General features: G+C 39.6%; 16 protein-coding genes. 15 read left to right on the top strand and 1 reads right to left on the bottom strand.

The features are described from left to right. The first annotated feature begins 23 nt into the window (after positions 1–23). The 9 genes from spoIID to AC1TPB_RS15345 all read left to right on the top strand — a co-directional run bounded on the left by spoIID (position 24) and on the right by AC1TPB_RS15345 (position 8,499). Positions 24–1,112: a stage II sporulation protein D gene (gene spoIID / locus AC1TPB_RS15305; RefSeq protein ID WP_482077293.1), complete on the top strand. Its 1,089-nt coding sequence runs from the start codon at positions 24–26 to the stop codon at positions 1,110–1,112. 64 nt (positions 1,113–1,176) lie between these two features. Beyond that, complete coding sequence (locus AC1TPB_RS15310; RefSeq protein ID WP_482077294.1) at positions 1,177–1,923, top strand: peptidoglycan DD-metalloendopeptidase family protein; 747 nt, start codon at positions 1,177–1,179, stop codon at positions 1,921–1,923. Between the two features lie 245 nt (positions 1,924–2,168). Continuing rightward, positions 2,169–2,459: a sporulation transcriptional regulator SpoIIID gene (gene spoIIID / locus AC1TPB_RS15315; protein WP_482064273.1), complete on the top strand. Its 291-nt coding sequence runs from the start codon at positions 2,169–2,171 to the stop codon at positions 2,457–2,459. Positions 2,460–2,623: 164 nt separating this feature from the next. Next, the gene (gene mreB, locus AC1TPB_RS15320) at positions 2,624–3,613 is read left to right on the top strand and encodes a rod shape-determining protein MreB (protein ID WP_482077295.1); all 990 of its coding nucleotides are present in this window, start codon (positions 2,624–2,626) and stop codon (positions 3,611–3,613) included. Positions 3,614–3,855: 242 nt separating this feature from the next. Continuing rightward, on the top strand, positions 3,856–4,713 hold the full coding sequence (locus AC1TPB_RS15325; protein ID WP_482077296.1) for a flagellar hook-basal body protein: 858 nt from the start codon (positions 3,856–3,858) through the stop codon (positions 4,711–4,713). 46 nt (positions 4,714–4,759) lie between these two features. Then, positions 4,760–5,587, top strand: coding sequence for a flagellar hook-basal body protein (locus AC1TPB_RS15330; protein ID WP_482077297.1), 828 nt, complete (start codon positions 4,760–4,762; stop codon positions 5,585–5,587). Positions 5,588–5,612: 25 nt separating this feature from the next. Continuing rightward, a complete protein-coding gene (locus tag AC1TPB_RS15335) occupies positions 5,613–5,990 on the top strand; it encodes a DNA-directed RNA polymerase subunit beta (RefSeq protein ID WP_482077298.1) in 378 nt (125 codons plus the stop codon). A 323-nt stretch (positions 5,991–6,313) separates the two neighbouring features. Beyond that, positions 6,314–6,751 carry a 3-hydroxyacyl-ACP dehydratase FabZ gene (gene fabZ, locus AC1TPB_RS15340; protein ID WP_482077299.1) on the top strand — a complete coding sequence of 146 codons (438 nt, stop codon included), beginning with the start codon at positions 6,314–6,316 and terminating at the stop codon, positions 6,749–6,751. Positions 6,752–6,783: 32 nt separating this feature from the next. Then, complete coding sequence (locus AC1TPB_RS15345) at positions 6,784–8,499, top strand: phospho-sugar mutase (RefSeq protein ID WP_482077300.1); 1,716 nt, start codon at positions 6,784–6,786, stop codon at positions 8,497–8,499. Between the two features lie 40 nt (positions 8,500–8,539). On the opposite strand, the gene AC1TPB_RS15350 is transcribed toward AC1TPB_RS15345, so the two are convergent. Continuing rightward, positions 8,540–8,731, bottom strand: a complete 192-nt coding sequence (locus tag AC1TPB_RS15350) for a hypothetical protein (protein WP_482077301.1) — start codon at positions 8,729–8,731, stop codon at positions 8,540–8,542. A 295-nt stretch (positions 8,732–9,026) separates the two neighbouring features. Here AC1TPB_RS15350 and AC1TPB_RS15355 point away from each other — a divergent pair, with 295 nt between their 5' ends. The 6 genes from AC1TPB_RS15355 (at position 9,027) to AC1TPB_RS15380 (ending at position 21,851) form a co-directional block, all read left to right on the top strand. After that, positions 9,027–11,159 (top strand): DUF5693 family protein, encoded by a 2,133-nt coding sequence (locus AC1TPB_RS15355; RefSeq protein WP_482077302.1) that lies wholly within the window; start codon positions 9,027–9,029, stop codon positions 11,157–11,159. Beyond that, complete coding sequence (gene csaB, locus AC1TPB_RS15360; RefSeq protein WP_482077303.1) at positions 11,120–12,256, top strand: polysaccharide pyruvyl transferase CsaB; 1,137 nt, start codon at positions 11,120–11,122, stop codon at positions 12,254–12,256. Before AC1TPB_RS15355 ends, csaB begins: the two co-directional genes overlap by 40 nt. Before the next feature lie 10 nt (positions 12,257–12,266). Next, positions 12,267–13,013 carry a WecB/TagA/CpsF family glycosyltransferase gene (locus AC1TPB_RS15365; RefSeq protein WP_482077304.1) on the top strand — a complete coding sequence of 249 codons (747 nt, stop codon included), beginning with the start codon at positions 12,267–12,269 and terminating at the stop codon, positions 13,011–13,013. A 211-nt stretch (positions 13,014–13,224) separates the two neighbouring features. Further along, entirely contained in the window at positions 13,225–14,370 is a 1,146-nt protein-coding gene (locus AC1TPB_RS15370) for a glycosyltransferase family 4 protein (RefSeq protein ID WP_482064263.1), read from the top strand. 272 nt (positions 14,371–14,642) lie between these two features. Then, positions 14,643–18,953: an S-layer homology domain-containing protein gene (locus tag AC1TPB_RS15375; RefSeq protein ID WP_482077305.1), complete on the top strand. Its 4,311-nt coding sequence runs from the start codon at positions 14,643–14,645 to the stop codon at positions 18,951–18,953. Positions 18,954–19,391: 438 nt separating this feature from the next. After that, complete coding sequence (locus tag AC1TPB_RS15380) at positions 19,392–21,851, top strand: S-layer homology domain-containing protein (protein WP_482077306.1); 2,460 nt, start codon at positions 19,392–19,394, stop codon at positions 21,849–21,851. Positions 21,852–21,987: the final 136 nt, after the last annotated feature.

Genomic DNA, 21,987 nt, shown 5'->3' on the forward strand with positions numbered 1-21,987 from the left:
TATGCAGCATATTGGTAGTCAGTATGTTAATAGCGCGAGCTACGCAGCCATCCAATCAGCTAGACATAGATAGAGCTACAACGGTTGAGATGCCTGCGCTAGCACAGTATGGTATGTTGAATGAACAATTATCAGAACATTCAAGTGTAGCATCATCCAATCGCTTCAACATATGGAACTATGGAATGGCAATGGGGTTTCAGCATGAACAGCATAGCCAAGCGAATCAACAAACAGAGCAGCCCATGATTACTGTATTACTTACTAAGCAGCAAATCGTTGAACAAGTTCCATTGGAACAATATGTGCTGCAGGTGACGTTAGCGGAAATACCGAGCTCATTTGAAGAAGAGGCGATTAAAGCACAAATGCTGGCGGTACGGACTTACATTGTACGTCGGATGATAAACACTTCTAATATAGAACAACATGAACAAAGCGGTGAGCCCTATATTGTAACAGATACAGTGCAACATCAAGTCTATTGGAGCAATGAACATATGCTGACGTATGAGGCAGATGAACGTAATAAGATGACGCTTGAAAAATTTACACGAGCATTAGAAGAAACTAAGGGTCAAATTTTAATATATAACGAAGAACCGATCGAAGCGGTGTTTTTTTCGACAAGTAATGGGTATACAGAAGCGGCAGAGAATTATTGGGGCCATGCGATAGATTATTTACAAAGTGTTGAAAGTAAATGGGATCAATCTATTTCACCTAGCTACGAACAAGAAGTAGCGTTTAGCTATGAGCAACTATATCAATTACTTGGTCTAGCAGCAAATAACAATGATAAGTTGAATATTTCCAATGTGACGCATACTAATAGTAATCGTATTGCTAGCTTGACTATTAATGGGGAAACTTTTGAAGGAAAGCAGCTCAGGCAATCGCTAGGATTAGCATCCACTCATTTTACTTGGACGAAGGATAAGAAGGCACGGACGATTACATTTACAACCTATGGTTATGGGCATGGTGTTGGTATGAGTCAATGGGGAGCGAATGGCATGGCGCAAGCAGGATATCTAGCAAAAGATATTGTCACCTACTATTATAAAGGCGTTCATATTGAACAAGCTTCAAAGCTTGTAAATAACTATTAAAAAATAGTATATATCACGTATAAAGATAGTCAGATTGGTAACAATGGCTATTGAGGTGATATTAATGAGTGAATATAATCAAAACAAATCAAAATCAACAGATGAATCTCTTAAAAATGAAAAGAGAGGTTCTCATGTTGCAAAGTCGGGCTCAGGATTCAAAAGGCTGCTATCGAAGAAATGGTTTTCTCCAGCATTGTTCATGATCACGGCAGCAATTATCGTTACCTTACTGTGGGCGTACCAGGATGCTAATACCGACAAGCCTACAGCAGGTACAGAGGTAACTGAAGGAACAGAGGGTGTTATTGGTACCGACGTTGCTATGGAAGACCCTTTAGATGCAACGGAAGAAATCGCGGCTACTGGTGAAGATATGCAATGGCCGGTTGCCAATGTAGATGAACTACAAGTTGAAATTCCATATTATGATGCGCAAGCAACATTGACAGAGCGCGAAGCGGCTTTAATTCAAGTGGACACGACGTTCGTTCCACATATGGGAATCGACTTTACTGATCCAGAAGGCAAAGTGTTTGATGTACAGGCGGCATTAGCAGGTACAGTAACTTTGGTAGAATCAAATCCTATTAACGGACACCAAGTAGAAATCAGCCATGGTAATGGATTTATAACAGTATATCAAAGCTTATCTGAAGTAACGGTGAAAGAAGGAGATGAAGTTACTCAAGGTACAATTATTGCGAAAGCTGGTCGCAGTGATGTTGAACGTGATCTTGGTAACCATCTCCACTTTGAAGCTCGTCTGAATGGCGTCAACGTCAATCCGAACGACTACATCGTACAATAACAATATTCCAGTCAACATCTTCACTAAAGGCACATCTTCCATTTTCGGGGGATGTGCCTTTATTTATTTTTCAACAGTCATAAACGCTGAAAAATTCGCATAATGTAAGCTTCACTTTCAATAAGGAAAAGCTATTTTTTCTAGAAAGAATAACTTCTTCGCATTCATTTCACGATACATAGAGAATATCTGCCCGCCCCACTCATATAATGTACCAAACTTAATACGAGTAGGGAGGCGGGAGCGTGCACGATTACATCAAGGAGCGTACGATTAAAATAGGCCGTTGTCTTGTGGAAACGAAACAAACGGTACGAACGATCGCCAAAGAATTCGGAGTATCCAAAAGTACAGTGCATAAGGATTTGACAGAACGACTGCCAGAAATTAACCCTGAGCTAGCTGATCAAGTAAAGCATATCCTTGAATATCACAAATCAATACGTCATTTACGCGGCGGCGAAGCAACAAAAATCAAGTATAAAAAGAGTGCGCCGAAGAAGCGGGAGGTGCTAACTGCAGGACATACCAAATGATTTATTAGTATCGCCGGAGCCTAAGAAAGAAATACTATTATAATTTCTTTTTTCTAAGAGAGGATTTTCTGTCATTTTGGCGAATAATGTTAGATAACGGTTATTTCCGGTTAGTGGAGATACGCTAAGTATGATTACATTATTCGTTGGAGGACTAGAGCCTAATGTTTAGTAAGGATATTGGTATTGACCTGGGTACGGCAAACGTATCGATTCATGTAAAGGGCAAGGGTGTTGTATTAGACGAACCTTCTGTAGTAGCTATTGAAAGTGATACAAAAAAAGTGCTTGCAGTTGGCGAAGACGCACATCGTATGGTAGGGCGTACTCCTGGTAATATTGTTGCGATCCGTCCATTGCGCGATGGTGTAATTGCTGATTTTGATATTACGGAAATTATGTTGAAAGAATTTATTCATCGTGTCGATGGACGTACTTGGTATTCACGTCCGCGTATTTTGATCTGCGCGCCTACGAATATTACTTCTGTTGAACAGAAGGCTATTCGTGAGGCCGCTGAGCGCAGTGGTGCCAAAGAAGTGTACCTAGAAGAAGAACCAAAAGCTGCCGCTATCGGTGCTGGAATGGATATCTTCCAGCCTAGCGGCAATATGGTCGTCGATATCGGTGGTGGTACAACAGATGTTGCTGTACTATCTATGGGCGATATTGTTACGGCGTCTTCTATTAAAGTAGCGGGTGACAAGTTTGACGAATCAATAATGAAATTCATCAAGAGCAAGTACAAGTTACTTATTGGTGAAAGAACGAGTGAAGATATTAAAATTCGCATCGGTACTGTACTGGTTAATGCTGCAAAGGAAGAAATGGATATTCGCGGTCGTGATATGGTAACTGGCTTGCCACAAACGATTACGATCCACTCCAACGAAATCCGTGAAGCGCTTTGGGATCCAGTTATGTCCATTGTATCTGCAGCAAAATACGTTCTAGAACAAACTCCTCCAGAGTTATCCGCAGATATTATTGATCGCGGTGTTATCCTTACTGGTGGTGGCGCATTATTAGGTGGCTTTGATTCCTTACTTGCCGACCAATTGAAGGTTCCTGTACTAATCGCAGAGAATCCAATGCATTGTGTCGTGAAAGGTACAGGCATTCTACTGGACAACCTGGACAAGCTTAGACGTTAATAGTTACTATACCTATACAAGATGAGACGAGTGGGTGCAGGTAGGGCGTCGCAGGGGGACGTGCTGAAGCACTACTCACTTGTATAGGTAGTTCAAATTGTCCGCTTGTGTACTAGTAACGTACACTTGCTGTGTAGTATCGGCGATTCCATTTATTGTAATATGCGATAGCGCTATTCACATTGTGTCTTCTTTATCCGATAATGATATAATAGAATTATGAGATGATGAGGAGGGGCAATATGCTTAGAGGGCTCTATTCCGCTGCATCTGGCTTAATTAGTCAGCAGCGACGTCACGATACTGTTACAAATAATATAGCTAATATAGAAACAGCCGGATATAAACAGAATACAACTGCACTGCGTTCATTTAACGAAATGTTATTACAGGTGACGGGTGTAGAAAACAATGGGAATAAAACCATTGGAACGTGGACAGGTGCGGTATTTGGTGAAGAAAGTTTAACGTATCATTCGCAAGGTGATGTAACACAGACGAATAATGCGAACGATTTTGCTATTATTTCTAATATTTTAGTAGATGGATTGAACTTTGATCAATCAGGGAAAGCTATCGCTCAAAACGGTGAAATTACGTATCAGCCGCAAGCATACTTCACACTTCAGAATGCTTCCGGAGAGATGCGATATACTAGAGGTGGCCAATTTACTGTAGACAGTCAAGGTAATCTGCTTACAAATAATGGTGATCATTTACTTAATACGAACAATCAGCCAATCGTATTACCAGCAGGAGTAAGTATTAATGAGCTTACATTAACTGCTGATCGTCGTCTTGTTACATCAAATGGTGAAGATACGGGCATTCAACTCTTAGTCTCTCAAATAGAGAACCCTAACGGATTAGTTCGTGAAGGTGATGGTAATTTCCGATTAGTTTCCGGCACTGCTGAGGCTATTGCGGATAACGCTCAAGTGGAAGTAAGGCAAGGTTATATTGAGCTTTCTAATGTGGATATGGCACAAGCATCTGTGGATCTAATGATAGCAGCTCGTGCATATGAGGCGAATCAGAAGATCGTTCAGTATTATGATCAAACATTGCAAAAATCTGCGAATGAAATTGGGAGAATCTAATGAACTCAGATAAGTTGGATGATCTTCTAGTGAGGTGTAAATTATAATGAATAACTCGATGATTAATGCGATCAATTCCATGAATGCCTATCAAAATAAAATTAATACGATTTCCGATAACGTTGCCAACCAATATACAGTCGGCTACAAATCGAAATCAGCTGTATTTGATGATCTATTGACGACTACAAAAGAACAGCCACAAGCTTTTGGACTTGATGGTCGCTTAACTCCACTTGGTTTCAATCAAGGTTGGGGTTCGCGCGTAACGGGAATTGCAACGGATTTTACGCAAGGGCCACTTAATCAGACCAATGTGTTGACCGATATGGCAATTGAAGGTAATGCATTATTCGAAATTATTGCTGATAATGCTGGAACAAAAGCATATACGCGAGATGGCTCATTCCAGATTAGTATGAATGCTGCTGGTCAAGGAGTGCTTACAACAAGTGAAGGCTATGCTGTGTCTGGGACATTAGCGGACGGCTCAACAGGCCCGATTATTATTCCAGAGGGACATAATATACAGGTTCAGACGGATGGAACGGTACTCGCTGTTAATAATGGTGGGACAATTAACGTAGGATCTATTAATATTGTTAAAGCAGTTAGACCTGATGCGATGACTGCTATATCGGATAACTTATATGCTGTATCGGCGGGCTTGAATGTAGATGAAGTTGTTGCTAGAATAATTCCTAACAGTAATAATAAAGTTGCAATTCGCCAAGGTTACCTAGAGCAATCTAATGTGGATATGACTACACAAATGACAGATTTAGTTAGAGTGCAGCGAGCTTATCAGTTAGCTGCAAGAGCTTTAAGTTCTAGTGATACGATGATGCAATTAGCTAATAACTTACGCTCGTAACATATAGGACGAAGGTGATTGTACAATGAAAGAAAGCGGACATGAAGTGGCGGATCGGAATAGAACAGCGCAGTCTTCAAGCCTAGGTGAAAATAGGGTGCTTGATGACACGGAAAGAAGCATGCTGCTTTCCCGTTCTGACAAACACAAATCTGCCGCACGAAGTGCTAAAGAAGAGGTTCCAGTCGAAGTAGAAAAGGAAATGACCACCAAAAAAATGCCGTGGTGGGCTAGTTCAATATTTTGGATCATTCGTAAATGCATCGCACCGATCATTATGATTGCCATGCTGTTAACTGGCCTTTACATTGGCTATGTTATAGTCGGTGGTCAACCGAAGGAAGATGTATTTGAGTGGAGCACGTGGAAGCATATGTGGGATTTGATTTTCGCTGAAACTTAGAAAATATATTAATCTTCAGTTTAATAAATAATGAGCGCAAAAAGAATCAGTCAGCGATTGCTGACTGATTCTTTTTTTATGCGCCCAAGCCAATGAAAACCTTGATGAAAAGTTTTCATTTTCCGTGAGGTAGTCTATAATAGTTGAAGGTTACTGTAATCAATATACCAAGAGACCTACCCTTTAGAATATTATTCTAAAAAGCAAGTCTCTTATCTCAACCTTCATTACCTGCAGGACAATGAGGGGTAATATCAGTATAGGGATAACGACACACTTTTATACAAAAAATAATGATAATGTTGGAAGGGGTAAAATATACTATGATGGATATCAATGAAATTATGAATGTAATACCACATCGCCCGCCGTTTTTACTTATAGATCGCATTACGGAAGTAGAACCAGGTGTGAGGGCTGTAGGTATCAAAAACGTTACAATGAACGAACCCCACTTTGTAGGGCATTTCCCAGGTTATCCAGTTATGCCGGGAGTATTAATTGTAGAGGCGTTGGCTCAAGTTGGTACTGTAGCTATGCTTACGGTTGAAGGTAATGCAGGTAAGTTAGGATTCTTCGCTGGTATTGACGGATTCCGTTTCCGCGGTCAAGTGACGCCTGGCGATACACTTACTTTAGAAGTGGAGATTACAAGACTTAAAGGATCTATTGGCAAAGGTAAAGGTACAGCTAAAGTAGACGGTAAAGTCGTTGCAGAAGGCGAATTGATGTTTGCGCTATCCGATCCAACTAAGAAATAGAAGAACTACAGTATAGAAAGAGGTTATTGGTAATGGGACAATTGTTGAATGAAGAAGTATTGAATAAATATGAGTCATGGCTGAATGATCGTAATATTGATGCAGCTACTAAGCAAGAGCTACAAGAGTTGTCAGGTCAAGATGGTGAGATTTTAGATCGTTTTTATCGCGATCTTGAATTCGGTACAGGTGGCTTACGTGGTGTTATGGGTGCAGGTACGAATCGTCTTAATGCTTATACAGTCGGTAAAGCTACTCAAGGACTAGCGAACTGGTTATTGGAATCTAATGTAGCATCACCATCAGCAGTTATTGCACATGATTCACGTAATAACTCACCACAGTTTGCGCTTGATGCTGCACTTGTATTGGCTGCTAATGGAATTCGCACATATTTATTCAGTTCACTTCGTGCTACTCCGCAATTGTCTTATGCCGTTCGTGAGTTACAGGCAAACACTGGAGTTGTTGTAACGGCAAGTCACAATCCTCCTGAATATAATGGTTATAAAGTATATGGCGCTGATGGTTGTCAGTTAATACCTGAGGATGCAGAAAAGGTCATTGCGGCAATTGCTCGTATTGAAAGCTTCGATGAAATTAAGCGTATGGACCAACAAATAGCTGAAGATGCTGGTCTTTTAGTATGGCTTGATGAGAAAATCGATAACTCCTATGTTGAAACTGTTGTAGCACAAAGTGTCAATCAAGAGCTACTACATGGCGATCTAGGCAAAAACTTCAAAGTAGTATTTACACCGCTTCATGGTGCAGGTAATCAACCAGTTCGCGATGTATTAGCGGCTGCAGGTTTTGAACAAGTATACGTTGTAGCGCAGCAAGAGCAACCCGATGGATATTTCAGTACAGTCAAATCTCCAAATCCAGAGGAGAAAGAAGCATTTACACTTGCTATCGAGCTTGCTCAAAAAGTAGGTGCTGATGTTATTGTTGGTACTGATCCTGATGCAGACCGTATGGGTGCTGTTGTGAAAAACAATGAAGGTGAATATGTTGTACTTACAGGTAACCAATCGGGAGCGTTAATGATTCATTACTTGTTAAGTCAATTGCAGCAACGTGGACAATTACCTGATAACGGCGTGGTCATCAAAACAATTGTAACGAGTGAGATGGGTGAAGCGGTTGCTAAGCATTATGGTGCCGCTGTAGAAAATACGCTGACCGGTTTCAAATATATTGGTGAGAAGATGACGGCTTACGAAGCGTCAGGCGAAAAAACTTTCTTATTCGGATATGAAGAAAGTTATGGGTACCTTACTGGTACGTATGCACGCGATAAAGATGCCATTGTTGCAGCGATGTTAATTTGTGAAGCTGCAGCATATTATAGTACACAAGGCAAAACATTGTATGATGTCTTACAGGAATTGTACCAACAATTCGGTTACTATCTTGAAACACAACAATCACGTACATTGAAAGGAATCGATGGCGTACAGCAAATCACTGCCATTATGAATAGCTTCCGCGAGCAGCCTCCTGTGGAAATTGCTGGTGTAGCTGTAACTGAAGTGCTTGACTACTCCAAAGGTATTCAAGGGTTACGTCCTGAGAATGTATTGAAATATATGCTTGCAGACGGTTCTTGGTTCTGCTTGCGTCCATCCGGTACCGAGCCGAAAATTAAAGTATATTTCGCGGTGAAGGGTTCTTCCACAGAGGATTCGATTTACAAACAGGAGAGTATATCTACAGCAGTAATGCAAAGAGTAGACTCTCTATAGATGTAACTCAAATTGTCCACTTGTGATCACGATGGTTATGCTAACGTAGCATAGTCGACGGCGAAGATGAAACGAACTTGGAAAGTACGGTTCGCGTGTACCAACCACGTACACTTGCGCTTCCGCCTTTCTCAAGTAGCGTTCCATCTTCTTGATGCTGACAAGCGAACAATTTGACCTTGATTGGAATAGGATATTCAAATCGTCCACTTGTGATCACGATGTAACGCATTGTAGTGTAGTCGACGGTGAAATGGTCATCTTCGCTTGTGTACTTGAACCGTACACGTTGCTGGGTTGTGTTTTATTGCTAGGCACAGGTATACGTACAGTCTAAAATTTAACGATTTTAATTATTTTAATAAAGATCGCATCAATGAAGCATTTTATAGTATAGAACGTATAATTAGGTTGCCATCTTTACTTACTAGTGTAAGTTCGAAAAGTCTACTTTTTGAACAACCTCTTATATAATAAGGTGGCCTATGTTTTGCTCAATGATGGTTCTGCAGAAAGAGAGGGCTTTTGTGCGCACACTATGGCAGCGTTGGAGTAGACAGGCTAAGATTTGTCTATGGGTGATTACATTAATAGGCGTTATAGCAGCAATTCCACTAAGCTTTTTACGGGTTGAGATGGAGAGTTCCGCTAACACGGTTGAGTATGTATTTGATTATCGAGACTTAGAGGAAATAGCGAATTATCAATTAGACTTTACGCAATATATGGACGAGCAGCTTACTAATCTAAAAGCCGCGGGTGTTCAATCGATGTCTTTGTATGAAAGTTCTTTGAAGGACTTAATGCAATCAGGTCGATTAGTGTATTACTCTGAGAAAGAAATGGCTGCTTTGCAAGGTGAAATACTCAATACTAATGTTAATCATACATACGTTCTTTTCAGTAGTGAGCAAGCTGCTACTGAAATTTCACCGATTATTGAACGTGAATTTGAACGTCAAGGGGTTAGTGTAACAGATTATGAGTATAAAGGTAGATCGGGTCTTATTATCAATGAAGCAGTAAATGCTGCTACATTGAAAACATTAGATTTTGATCCGATGACGATTGATAAGCTGATTGATATGGGATTCCATATCGTAGCACGCTTCTCTGATCGTATTCAACCATATGATGTGAAATGGGCAGAAGAACAGCTTGCTCGTCTGAATGAACATGGTGTTACACGTATTATTTTTGATGGCTCTAAAGCAAAAGGTGCTACGGATCAAGCTGAAATGAAAAGCTTGACGCAATATGCTGCACTTCTTGAAAAATATAATATCGGCGTAAGCATTATTGAGAATTTGAAAGCACCACAAGAAGGCTTGAATAAGCTTGCTTATGGTACAGACTATAATATTGTTCGCGTGTACTCTCTATCTGCTGAGGATAGCTTTACGATGACTACAGAAGGTATGGCGGATCGCTTCTTATTAGCTGCCAAAGATCGTAACATTCGCATATTCTTCCTGAATGTTGGGATCAAATCAAACGGTAACACTGGTGTACTTGAAAGTTCTGTTGAGAAGCTTACGAGTACACTTGCAGGGCAAGAAGGAGTAATTGCGCAGTTAGCCGCTAATGATTATCCTGGAGGTATTGCCGAAGCATTTACGTATGAGAATCCGACATGGGTGAAATATGTACGGATGATTGTAGTGCTTGGCGCAATTGCGATCATTACTTTATTGATTTCAACATTCATTCCAGGCAGTCAGATTATCGTATTTCTACTAGGTCTAATCGGATCTGCTGGTCTCTATGTTCTGAATAGTGCGCTATTGGAACAAGCTTTAGCATTGGGCGCAGCAATTAGTGGACCGACACTAGGGGTCATCTGGATTATGAATCGCATCTATGCACGTACGATAGGTGAGCGCCGAATGGTCGGAGGCAATGAATGGACATTAGGCGGTACAACACCGATTCATGAAGGAAGCTTGGAGCAACGCAAGTGGATATTCCCTGACATTGCTGCTACTCGCCGTTTGGGACTTGCTTTGAATTGGTTCGTTGTAGGGACATGCATTACATTAAGTTCTGTTCCGTTAGTGTTTGGTTTGTTATATAACGTGACGTATCGATTAGTGCTTGAGCAATTCCGCGGTGTAAGTGCACTTCATATTGGTCCAATTGTTCTAGTAGCAATTTATGTATTTTTATATCAAGGCAATGGTGCCAAGGGCGTTCTATCTCGACTATGGAATATTCTTGTGAAACCAATTACACTGCTATGGGTTGTTATTGCGCTTGTGTTAGCAGCTATAGGGTTATACTACTTAAGCCGTACTGGTAATAGTGGTCAAGTACCTGCAATAGAATTAATCGTTCGTCGATGGTTAGAATCGAGCGTGGGAGTACGTCCACGTTTCAAAGAATTTATGCTGGGACATCCACCGATGTTATTAGGTCTATTCCTTGCCCTTCGTTATCGTTCTGCTTGGTTATTAATTATTGTTGGAACACTAGGTCAGTTGACGATGGTAAGTACATTTACACATATTCATACACCATTACTAATTTCTATCATTCGTACGGGATTAGGACTTGGTGTAGGTATCATCTTCGGCTTAATTCTTATCGGCATTTGGATTGTATTGGAAGGAGTTTGGCGTAAATGGGTATGGCCTCCAATTCGACAACGTTTAGAATTGTAATTTCAGGTTATTACGGTTTTCGCAATAGTGGGGACGAAGCGGTGCTTCGTTCCATTCTACTTGCCCTGCAAGAACAAGGTGAGCGTGCAAACGTAACGATTGTTCCTATTGTATTAAGTAATGATCCTGCTTTGACTACTGCGATGTATGGTGTGGAGTCCATGCCACGTATGCATCCTGCTTCTCTATGGAAGGCCATAAAGTCAGCAGATGCATTGATAAGTGGTGGAGGAAGTTTATTACAAGATGCAACGGGCAAGAAGACTATTCCGTATTATACTGGAGTCATTAAGCTTGCTCAGTGGTTAGGCAAACCAACCTTTATCTATGCACAAGGACTTGGACCAGTCAATTCTCGAGCAATGTTCCCTTTCATTTCTTCAGCTATGAAGAAAAGTCGTTATATTTCAGTGAGAGACGAGCAATCTGCACGGTTATTGCGTAATATTGGCGTAGTTAAACAACCGATAGAGGTAGTCCCCGACCCAGTAATGGGTATGCCACTTCCCGATCAGCAGACAAATTGGAAAGTAATAGAGCAGGACAAGCCTGTTATTGGTGTATCCGTTCGTTTCTGGCCCAGCGATCGCAAAGAACTGGATTATATTGTAGAAGCCTTAATCAAATTAATTAATGAACGTGATGTCCATATTCGCTTCTTGCCGTTCCATATGCCTGATGATGTGGAAGCATCTCGTTATGTCCATGATCTCATCGTACCTCATCTAAATGATTCAAGTACGGTAGAAATTGCTGATGTCGAGGATGATCCGCAACAGATGTTATTAGCTGTTTCACAGTGTGATGTCTTATTCGGTATGCGACTTCATGCTTTAATCTATGCGGCTAATCAACGAGTGCCATTACTTGGGTTAAGCTATGATCCGAAAATTGATCAATTTCTTGAGCGTATCGATTCCGTGCCAATTGGAACGACAGACCAGTTGGATGCTGATCAATTTACCGAGCAAATGGTGCAATTATTAGATGATAAAGCGAAGTGGAAAACGGAAAAAGAACCTTATATTTCACAACTTATTGAACAATCTCAGAAACCAGCGCAACAATTGATCCAATTTTTGCGTCAAAATATATAGAGGTGATCTTTTGACCAAGCCTATCCCGAAAGTTCCGATCTTTGGTATTCCATTTTCAACGATGAGTAAGCAAGAAACAGTGGAGTATATAACTGACCGTATTGAAGCGAATATCCAAACCCATGTCATAACAGCCAATCCCATTATGGTAATGAGTGCTTTAGAAAAGCCACAGTACAAAGAAATGATGCTTCGTTCAGATCTGATTGTACCGGATGGCTCGGGAATACTGTGGGCAGCTGAGCAAGGTGGCAATCCAATTCCAGAACGAGTGACCGGTATTGAGCTTATTCATGAGCTCATGAATAAGGGTGAAAAGCATCATTGGAAAGTATATTTACTTGGTACGAGTCAAGCTGTTATTGAATCGGCTGCGAAAACATTGCAGCTGCAATACCCTCAAGTTAGAATAGTCGGTTATCGTAATGGTTACTTTACTGCTGACCAGGATGCTGAAGTTGTGGCAGAAATAGCCGCACTGCAACCACAGCTACTATTTGTAGCTAGAGGTGCAGAGACGCAAGAGCCGTGGATTGTGAAACATCGTAAGCCATTAGGGGTTCCTCTTATTATGGGTGTTGGAGGAAGCTTTGACGTTATTTCAGGTCAATTGAAACGGGCACCGAAATGGATGCAACGATCACGACTGGAATGGTTATTCCGCTTAGTCCAAGAACCAACACGTTTACCAAGAATGATGGTTATTCCAAGATTTATGCTTAAAGTGATGCGAAATCGCGATAATATTACAAAATAATTAGGAAACGACGTTATTTCATCAAATTAATGTCGAATTTCTAAAAAACGATAGTAGTAATTTACCTTGTTGGGGAGTATAATTCTGTTTGATGCTTGATATAAAGAACTGGCATCAAGACCTTGGATAAGTTGATGGCTACTTGCGAATGATAAGCACAACGCGATCAGCTGTTTCCACTTGTACGTATTAGAGGGGGAGAATTATTATTATGCCAATTGGAGCAGTATATGCGGTTGGTTTTGTAATTGCACTTGTAATTGCCTTGGTGATGACACCATTGGTGAAAAAGTTCGCATTTATGGTTGGAGCAATTGATAAGCCCAATCATCGAAAAGTTCATACGAGAATTATGCCACGTATGGGTGGCCTTGCTATTTATCTTGCATTTGTTGGAGCCTTTTTCTGCGTTATTGCCTTAATTCCTGAAGGCACATTGCTACCGAAAGATCTTAATCTTTTGAAGGCGATGCTTGTTGGCGGTACAATTATTATTGTAACAGGCGCACTGGATGATCGTTTTGAATTATCGGCTAAGCTTAAGCTTCTATTTCAGATTATCGCTGCCTGTGTTGTAGTATTTGGCTTCGATATTCATATTAGCTTTGTTAGCTTGCCATTCGGCGAGAATATGCAGCATTTGAAGGAATGGATCGGTATTCCAATTACAATTCTATGGATTGTAGGGGTAACGAATGCCATTAATCTTATTGATGGGCTTGATGGTCTGGCAGCAGGCGTATCAGGTATTGCAATTACTACGATACTTATTATGGCAATTATTATGGGCTTCCAGCCTGTTATTTTGATGAGTACATTATTACTTGGTGGTATTATCGGATTTTTACAATATAATTTTCATCCAGCCAAAATTTTTATGGGCGATTCAGGATCACTTTTTCTAGGCTTCTGTCTAGCGATGTTATCGATGATCTCCTTTAAGCAAATTACGCTCGTATCATTTGTTATTCCGTTACTTATTATTGGAGTACCACTGTCGGATACGTTTTTCGCAATTATTCGTCGTTTAGTGAACAGAAAACCAATCTTTGCACCTGATAAAGGTCATCTGCATCACCGTTTGCAGGATCTTGGCTTCAGTCATCGCAAAACGGTATTAATGATCTGGGGTATTGCTGCAATCTTCGGTGCAATGGCCATTATTCAATCGGCCGTTATTAAATTCAATGGAGCGAACTGGATTACATTTGCCGTCGTATGCCTAGTCATCTTCTTCCTACAAATTGGTGCAGAAGTAATCGGCATTGTCGACAAATCAAGAAGACCAGTCATTAACCTGCTTACGAAGATGGGCTTAAAGCTAGGTAAAGTCAATGCAGAATCACGTAGCGAATAGGATAAATAACATCATAAAAATGAAAAAACGACTAAACATTTTATGTTTAGTCGTTTTTTCATTTCCTAATCCCTCAAAAAGAGTAACACTTCAACCGATATAATAAAGTATGGAACTTTTTTGATATATTTGCGTCTAATGTTAGACAGGACATGTAAATTGTGGGAAGGAGTATCAAGCGCTACAATATATTGTCACATATGTTCTGCATTCATCTGCAGTCCATATAGGAGATAAATAATAAATAAGGTTGTCAGAGAGGAGTTATTCACTTGAAAAAAATATTGTCGATTGTTTTATCATTTGCATTATTAATATCAATGCTTCCAGTGTACGGAGCGCCCAACAAAGCTGAAGCTGCAGGTAGCTACTTCTTGTTCCCGAACGAGAAAGATCTGAAGGGCTCGGCAAGAACGGTTTCAAGTAAGTATGTCGATTTAACGGGGACTATTAATGGAATAGTAGGCTCTTCCATCAGTTACAAGGTGGAGCAAGTAACGGCAGGTAGTGATACAGTACTCAATGCTACGCAAGAAATTTCAACGGGTATTACGACTACAGGTAATAATTCAATTACAGTGAATAGTGTAGGGTTATTTGCTGGGATTAACAAAATTACATTCAAAGGTGTTGCAGGTACTTCTCTAGTGGAAGAGTACATCTACATTCAGTATCTTGATAGCCCGATGCTGAATAATATGCAAATTCATTTTGAAAATCAAACTTATGACGTAGCAGAAAGTGGCGTAACGATGCTTTACTCTGGCGCGACTACTCCTACAGCAACAAGTACAGTTACCATTGTTGGTAATGCTCCGAACGCAAGCAGAATCACACTTGTCGTTAATGGGGAAAGCTTCGAGTTCAATGTCAGTCAAACGGATTATAAATTTTTGGCTTCTAATATCGTTATTAAAAAAGGTATGAACACGATTAATTTCAAAGTTGCCAATAGTGGACAAATTATTGAAACATCTCGTCTAGTAACGTTATACAATGGTGAAGTAACACATTACGACGAGAAAATATCTGACGGCACGAATAGCTATGACGTTAAGCTGAATGGGGAATATCACGTAGATAACATAGGAGCTCTAACACTTACAGGTAAGGCGATTATTGCCCTTCCGTTATATGATGTTGCGAATCTTCCTGTAACGCAGGACCCGTTAGTGGATTATAGTGTCGACTTAACGGACAGTACAGCAAATACAGCAGTCGATGCTGCAGTAAAAGCGGCTTTAAAGAAAAATATGTCTATAGAATTTGATGGTATAACATCGAATCCTGAAATTGTAATTGGTGACATAAACCCTGAAATTATCGACAAAAGCTCTAAGTTTGTAACAGTAAATTATTCATTTGATCTAAGTAGCTTGGCATTAGCTTATAATACGCCAATCAAATATAAGCTGAAAGCACCAAATGGCAAAAGATATAATGTTTCTGGGGAACGCAAATTCACTTTGCTTAATGGTAACTTACCTTATATCTCAGAAATTAATTATTTGACAGGCTTCGATTATACGATGACTACTAAGGATGAAGCAGTCTCAGACCGTGTAGCAGCAACTAATGATAACAAGATTAAAGCGCTAGAAGGTACTGTCATTCCTAGCAGTGGAGTTGAAGTATATTCTGTTCCTATGGCTGTGGAGCTATTAATTGCTAACTATGGTGAATTATCAACAGATGTGGCTGGCTTGAACGATCGTATCAAAGTTGAAATAAACAATAAAACGTATCTTTATAAAGTTATTACAGCTAAGGATGGTTCGCCGCTTACAGAAGTGGTTACAAAGATAGTGGATGGTGTGTCAAAAGATTATTTGCGCGTGTTCCTGCAATTTGACAACTTGGAAAAGTCAGGCACCAACACAGTGAAGTTCAATGTCACTGATGGAGCTGGCTCTAATACAGTTATTAATACGAAATCCGCAATCTTCAAGCTGCAATATGGACCATATGTGAAATTTGAAAGTATCGTTGATGGAATGGCTGTCAATTATGATACGTACAAGGATCAGCCGATAGATCTTATTGAACGATTGGGCGGTTTTTCCGGTAGAATTATGAATATCGCTAATGAAAAAGATATTCGATATGCTGATGAAGGTTCATTGAAAACAACAGCATTTCTATATTTGAATAACGTTAAGCTAGATCTTGAATCGTACTCACCAGCAAATCAGAATTTGAAGAATTCGCCGTTATTCAGTCCCAAGGGTGTTGACATTGATGAGAATGGTAAAGTTATCATGATAGGTACTACACCTTCGATTGATGCCACTGTAGCGGCTGAGTTATTTGCCTATATGAATATGGCAGGGGAAAACACGCTGAAATTCATGTTCTATACGGATTCGTATAGTTATGAAAGTACAATAAAATTCAGTGTTGTTCCAACCAATCTTCCAGTTATTCCAGCTGAAAAAACTGATGGCGTTTATCCGTATTCTGTCGGAAAAGAATGGCCGCCAGTAGGTAATGATCCGAATTTTACATTTACAAATGGTATTTATACGACGAAAGAAGCAGAATTCAACGTATATGGAACATTCGATTTTATTGATTTGGGGACAGAGCCTGGTACAGGTGAGAATTCTGTCTATGCCGGAATGGATAGCGTTAGCGAAGGAAATTATTTTGTAACAATAGCGAATCCGAACTGGAAGAATGATGATCCTATAGAATTCGATCTTGGGAAGCATGAATTTGCAGTAGTAGACGAAAATAAAACGAAGCTTAATATAACTGGCGCAGCGTTGGAAGGTGATGCTTTGCCATGGGTATATAATGATGGTGTTAAAGTATTAAGCCCTGATGCTGATATTTCATTCTACTATGATAAAAAACTGCAAAGCTTCTTCTTTGACATTACTGGTCAGAAGATGCCAGAGGATGGAAGTCCGTTAGTTTATGTTATCTCTGTATTTAACGCAGGAAAAGCTGGACCTCGTGCTACGTATCGTCTAGAGATCAATCCGATTTCGATTCCGTATACGATCAAGTCTCCAGTAACAGAAGAACGTATTTTGAATCAAAACTTTGTAGAATTCATTATTAACTCTCCAGGTGCTGAGTCTGTTGTCGTTAATAAAGTGAAAGCTGAAAAAGTAGTGTTCTTGGATTATAATAAGACAGCAGATTCAAGAGTAAATGCATTCAAAGCAGTTATTACTGACTTGAAGCCGAATAAAGATACTAAAATATCATTCACCATTACTAGAGGTGATACAACAATAACGGATACGATCACAGTTAAGTATGTGCCTACGAATATACCAGGTGCGCAATATATGGAGACAATGAAAAATTCACATAAAGTCTTCAATAATAGCTTAACGCTAACGTTCCCGAAAGGTACAAATCTTATCCGATCTGAGTTCAATAAGACGGATGATTATGCAACGCAAGTGTTTAATGGTCATAATCTAATGTTCGCCATTGCCAACTCCGAGGATGGAATCGTAGATCGTCATATGTATGATGGTCAAGCGCCTAACTACACGGCTGAAAGTAATTCAACGGGTTATCTATGGGTGAAAACAGGATTTGAAGATATTGCAAATCGTTATATTAAAGCAAGTCCGATGTACTGGATTGATGCTGGATTAGCTGATGACCCACTTACAACGAATAAGTTTGACCCGATTACAACCGGACTTGATCCATTCCCGTTCCCTAACATTGAAGGGGATTATCACAATAACTTTGCAAGTCGACATAGACAATATGATCGTGAGTTATTGCCAAGTAATATTGGTTCATTAACATTGACGTATGACAAAAATATTGTTGCTAGTGCAGGAACTACAATTACTGTATTCCGCTTTGACCCAGTAGAGCTATCATGGGAAAATGTTGGTGGCGTAGTAGATACGAAGAAAGGTACAATTACAGTACCATTTACTAAGTTTGGCTACTATGTTGTAACTAAGCTAACACGTAGCTACAATGACATTATCGACCACAGCTATGCTCGTGAAGCGATGGAAGCCATCTATGCCAAAGGAGTTATGAACGCTTTCCAACCCGTATCGCAATTCGGTGGAGATCGTTATGTTACCCGTGGCGAGTTCACGCGTATGATTGTTAGAGCGCTCGATCTGCCATTGAGTTATGATGGAACGTTACATTTTACGTATTACCCAGAGACCATGACCAATGCAAGTAACGCTGAAGCGATCTATGATTATCGTTATATCGAGACGGCGGCACGAGCAGGTATTGTTAATGGTACTCGACCAGGCTTCTTCGATGAAGATGCACAGCTGACTAGACAGGATGCAGCCGTTATTCTTGCTAGAGCGCTAGAATTGAAACTGGAGACGAGCTCAACGAAAGCGAAGGCTCAGCTAGATAAAGCGTTCAAGGATGGAGGCAACTTTGACTTCTATGCTATTCCATCGGTATTAGCAATTCAGAAGAAGGGCTTCATTATTGGGAAGCCGATTAGTACAGCAGATCCAAAGGCTGGATATATGTACGATCCGAAGGCTAGAATGCTTCGCAGTGATGCGGCGATTATTATGACTCGTGTCATGACTGATCTGAAGAAGCTACCAATCCTCTACAATTAAGCTACGAACAATAAACGGTGCGGATCAATCCGTACCGTTTATTGTTTTTGATGGTAAAACTTTGGTATCGACTTCAAATCTAGTACAAGCTATACTAGTATATAGATGATTAAATCAACAATTTCCATATTTATGATTTTGCGTTTATTGAAAAAAGATATATAGTTTACGCAACTTTTTCTTAGCCCATACGTCTATACATATGTACAGATGAGTTGATGCAATGAAAAGTGGTCATTTCGGAAATATTTGGAATGTATTTTCAATTTACTCTTTACGGTATGGGTACAACAATGTATAATGTTATAGTGATACTCATATTCTAGCAGTACTCTCTCATTCGTTTACAAGTTTCTACAACATGTTACTTATCAAGTCGTGTTAGTAGACATTATTTTATAATTACGTGCTCTACTCTAGGAAGGGGGTGAATTGGCTATGAGTAAAACGAGCCATTTATTATCAAAACAAAACTCTCAACAACCGAAGCAATTTAGAGGAGGAGAAAAAAAGGTTATGAAAAAAAGTTTATCATTATTAGTTGCGATTGCCATGGTATTCTCCATGTTCGCAACACTAGTATCTGCAGCTGAAACAAAAACTGCAGGTGAAAAGTTACAAGGTTATGGTATTATTAAAGGTACTTCTGAAGGTCTTGCTGAGGATGCAGAATGGGTACGTCAAGACGTAACAGTTCTACTTTCTCGTCTACTTCAAGTAGAAGAAAAAGCAAAAGCTACTGAAAACACTCACGGTTTCACTGATTTAGATTCTAAATTCTACAATGGTTATGTATCTTGGGCAAAAGCTGAAGGATACTTCACTGGCGAAAAAGAAACTGTATTCGGTGTTAACAACCCGATCACTAATCAACAATTTGCTGCTGTACTACTTCGCATATTAGGCGTTAAAGACGTTCCTTACGCTGAGTCTTTGGCAAAAGCTGTTGAATTGAAATTAGTATCTGCTGATCTAGTTGCAGGTGACAACGCTATTCGTGGCGAAATCTACACTGCACTTGTAACAGCTCTTGATTTCGAAATCGGCGGTAAAAAACTAGGAACTATTCTTGGTCTTGCTGATTATGCAATCACTGATCTTGCACTAGTATCTGCAAAAGCAGTTGTTAAATCTGCTGTTATTCTTGAGTTCAATGACGATGTTAAATCTGTTGAAGAAGCAACAATCGTTGATGCTGATGGTAACGAATACCTAGTTGAACAAATCACTACAAAAGATAAGAAAGCTACTGTTGCTCTAAGTGACAACCTTTCTTCTGGTAAAACTTACACAATTACATTGACTAACGCTGTTGGTGTTGAAGCTACTGCACTTAAAACTGCAACTGCTGACTTCAAATACCAAGCAACTGCTCCAGTTAGTGTAGAATTCGCTGCTACTACAGTTGCTAAAGATAAAGATCTTAAAGTAATTGTAAAAGACGAAAATGGTGATGACATCACTGCTAACCACACTAATGACTTGACTGTTGAGACAAGTGATGTTGGTGTAATCAATCACAGCTTCAAAGCTGTTGATGTAGGTACTGCAATCGTTAACGTTGTTCTAGCTGTTGACGATGAGACTAATATTGAAACTGCTAATGCAATTATTACAGTTAAAGAAGCTCTTTCTCTTGATATTACTGATGTATCTCTTGAATCTGCTGCTAATAAATCGGCATCTGCTAACAATTTAGAAGTTAACGCTAACACAAGTGGATATATCGTATTTAAAACAAAAGATCAAGATGGTGGGGAAAAAACATCATCTGACATTACAGCTTCATCAAATGACGAGTTCTCTGTGAAATCTCTTAACCCATCTCGTCTAGTAGTTGATTCTGATACTGGTTTCTATACTGCTGTTCAAGCAGGTTCTGCTTCTGTAAGAATTACAGCTAAAGTTGGCGGTTCTGAAATCTCTAAAACTGTAATTGTAAATGTTAAAGAAGAAGCTAAATTCAGTGCAATCTCTGTAGATCAAACTTCTGTGAAGATTGTTAACCCAGCTGATGGTTCTGAGGCTCTTGAGCACAAACTTGAAGTTAAAACACTTGACCAATTTGGTAAAGAGTTCGTAGTTGAAGCTCGAGTTGATGCTCCTCTTACTATCGAAGCTACTGTTCCTACTAGTAACGACAAAATTGTTACACCGGTAGCAGTTGACTTTGCTACAGATGCATCTAAAACAGTTGTAAATCTTAACAAACCTACAGATGTAAAGAACGGTTCAGTTACTGTTAAAATTACAGTTAAAGGCGATAAAAAGACTTTTACTAAATCAGTTTCTGTATCTCGTGTAGATCAAAATGGTCAAGGTGGATATGTAGCTGAACTTAACAATGCTACAATCGAAGTTACTGCTGGTAACCCGAAATCTGATAAAGATATGTCAGACACAGCAATTATCACTGTATATGTAAAAGACAAAAATGGTAACAAATTTGCTATCGTAGCTGCTGATAAATTCACAATTAAAGATGGTGATGCTAATGTAGCATCTGTTGATGAATACTTAGGAGTAGTTACTGCTAAAGCAGCTGGTTCAGAAGTGATTAACGTTGTTATCGGTACTGCTAACGTAGCAACTGTAACAGTTAAAGTTGTTGATACTAACGCTGTACTTACAACTGTAAGTCAAGCTAAATCAACTTTCACTGTAGAGGCTGGCCAAAGTAGTCTTCACGAGCAATTGTTCGGTACAGATGGTAATGCTTTAGTAGGTTACGATCAATACGGCACAAAAATTGCAGTTGCAACTGGTGACTACAAAGTACATTCTTCAAACCAAAACGTAGTTAATGACGAAACTGGTAATTTTGTAGATGCTGGTAAAGCTACTGTAACTGTTCTAATCAAAGGTAAAGTCTTCGTAATCAACGTTATCGTTAAGTAATTAACTTAACTTACATTACGATTAATTAATCGGGAAAAACCCTAATCATTCTTAGAATGGTTAGGGTTTTTTCTTCTTTAATATATTATTTGCATTTGAGTGCAACTTTATACATAGTTTAAGCGTTTAATATATA

Source organism: Paenibacillus sp. Y951 (assembly GCF_056786395.1).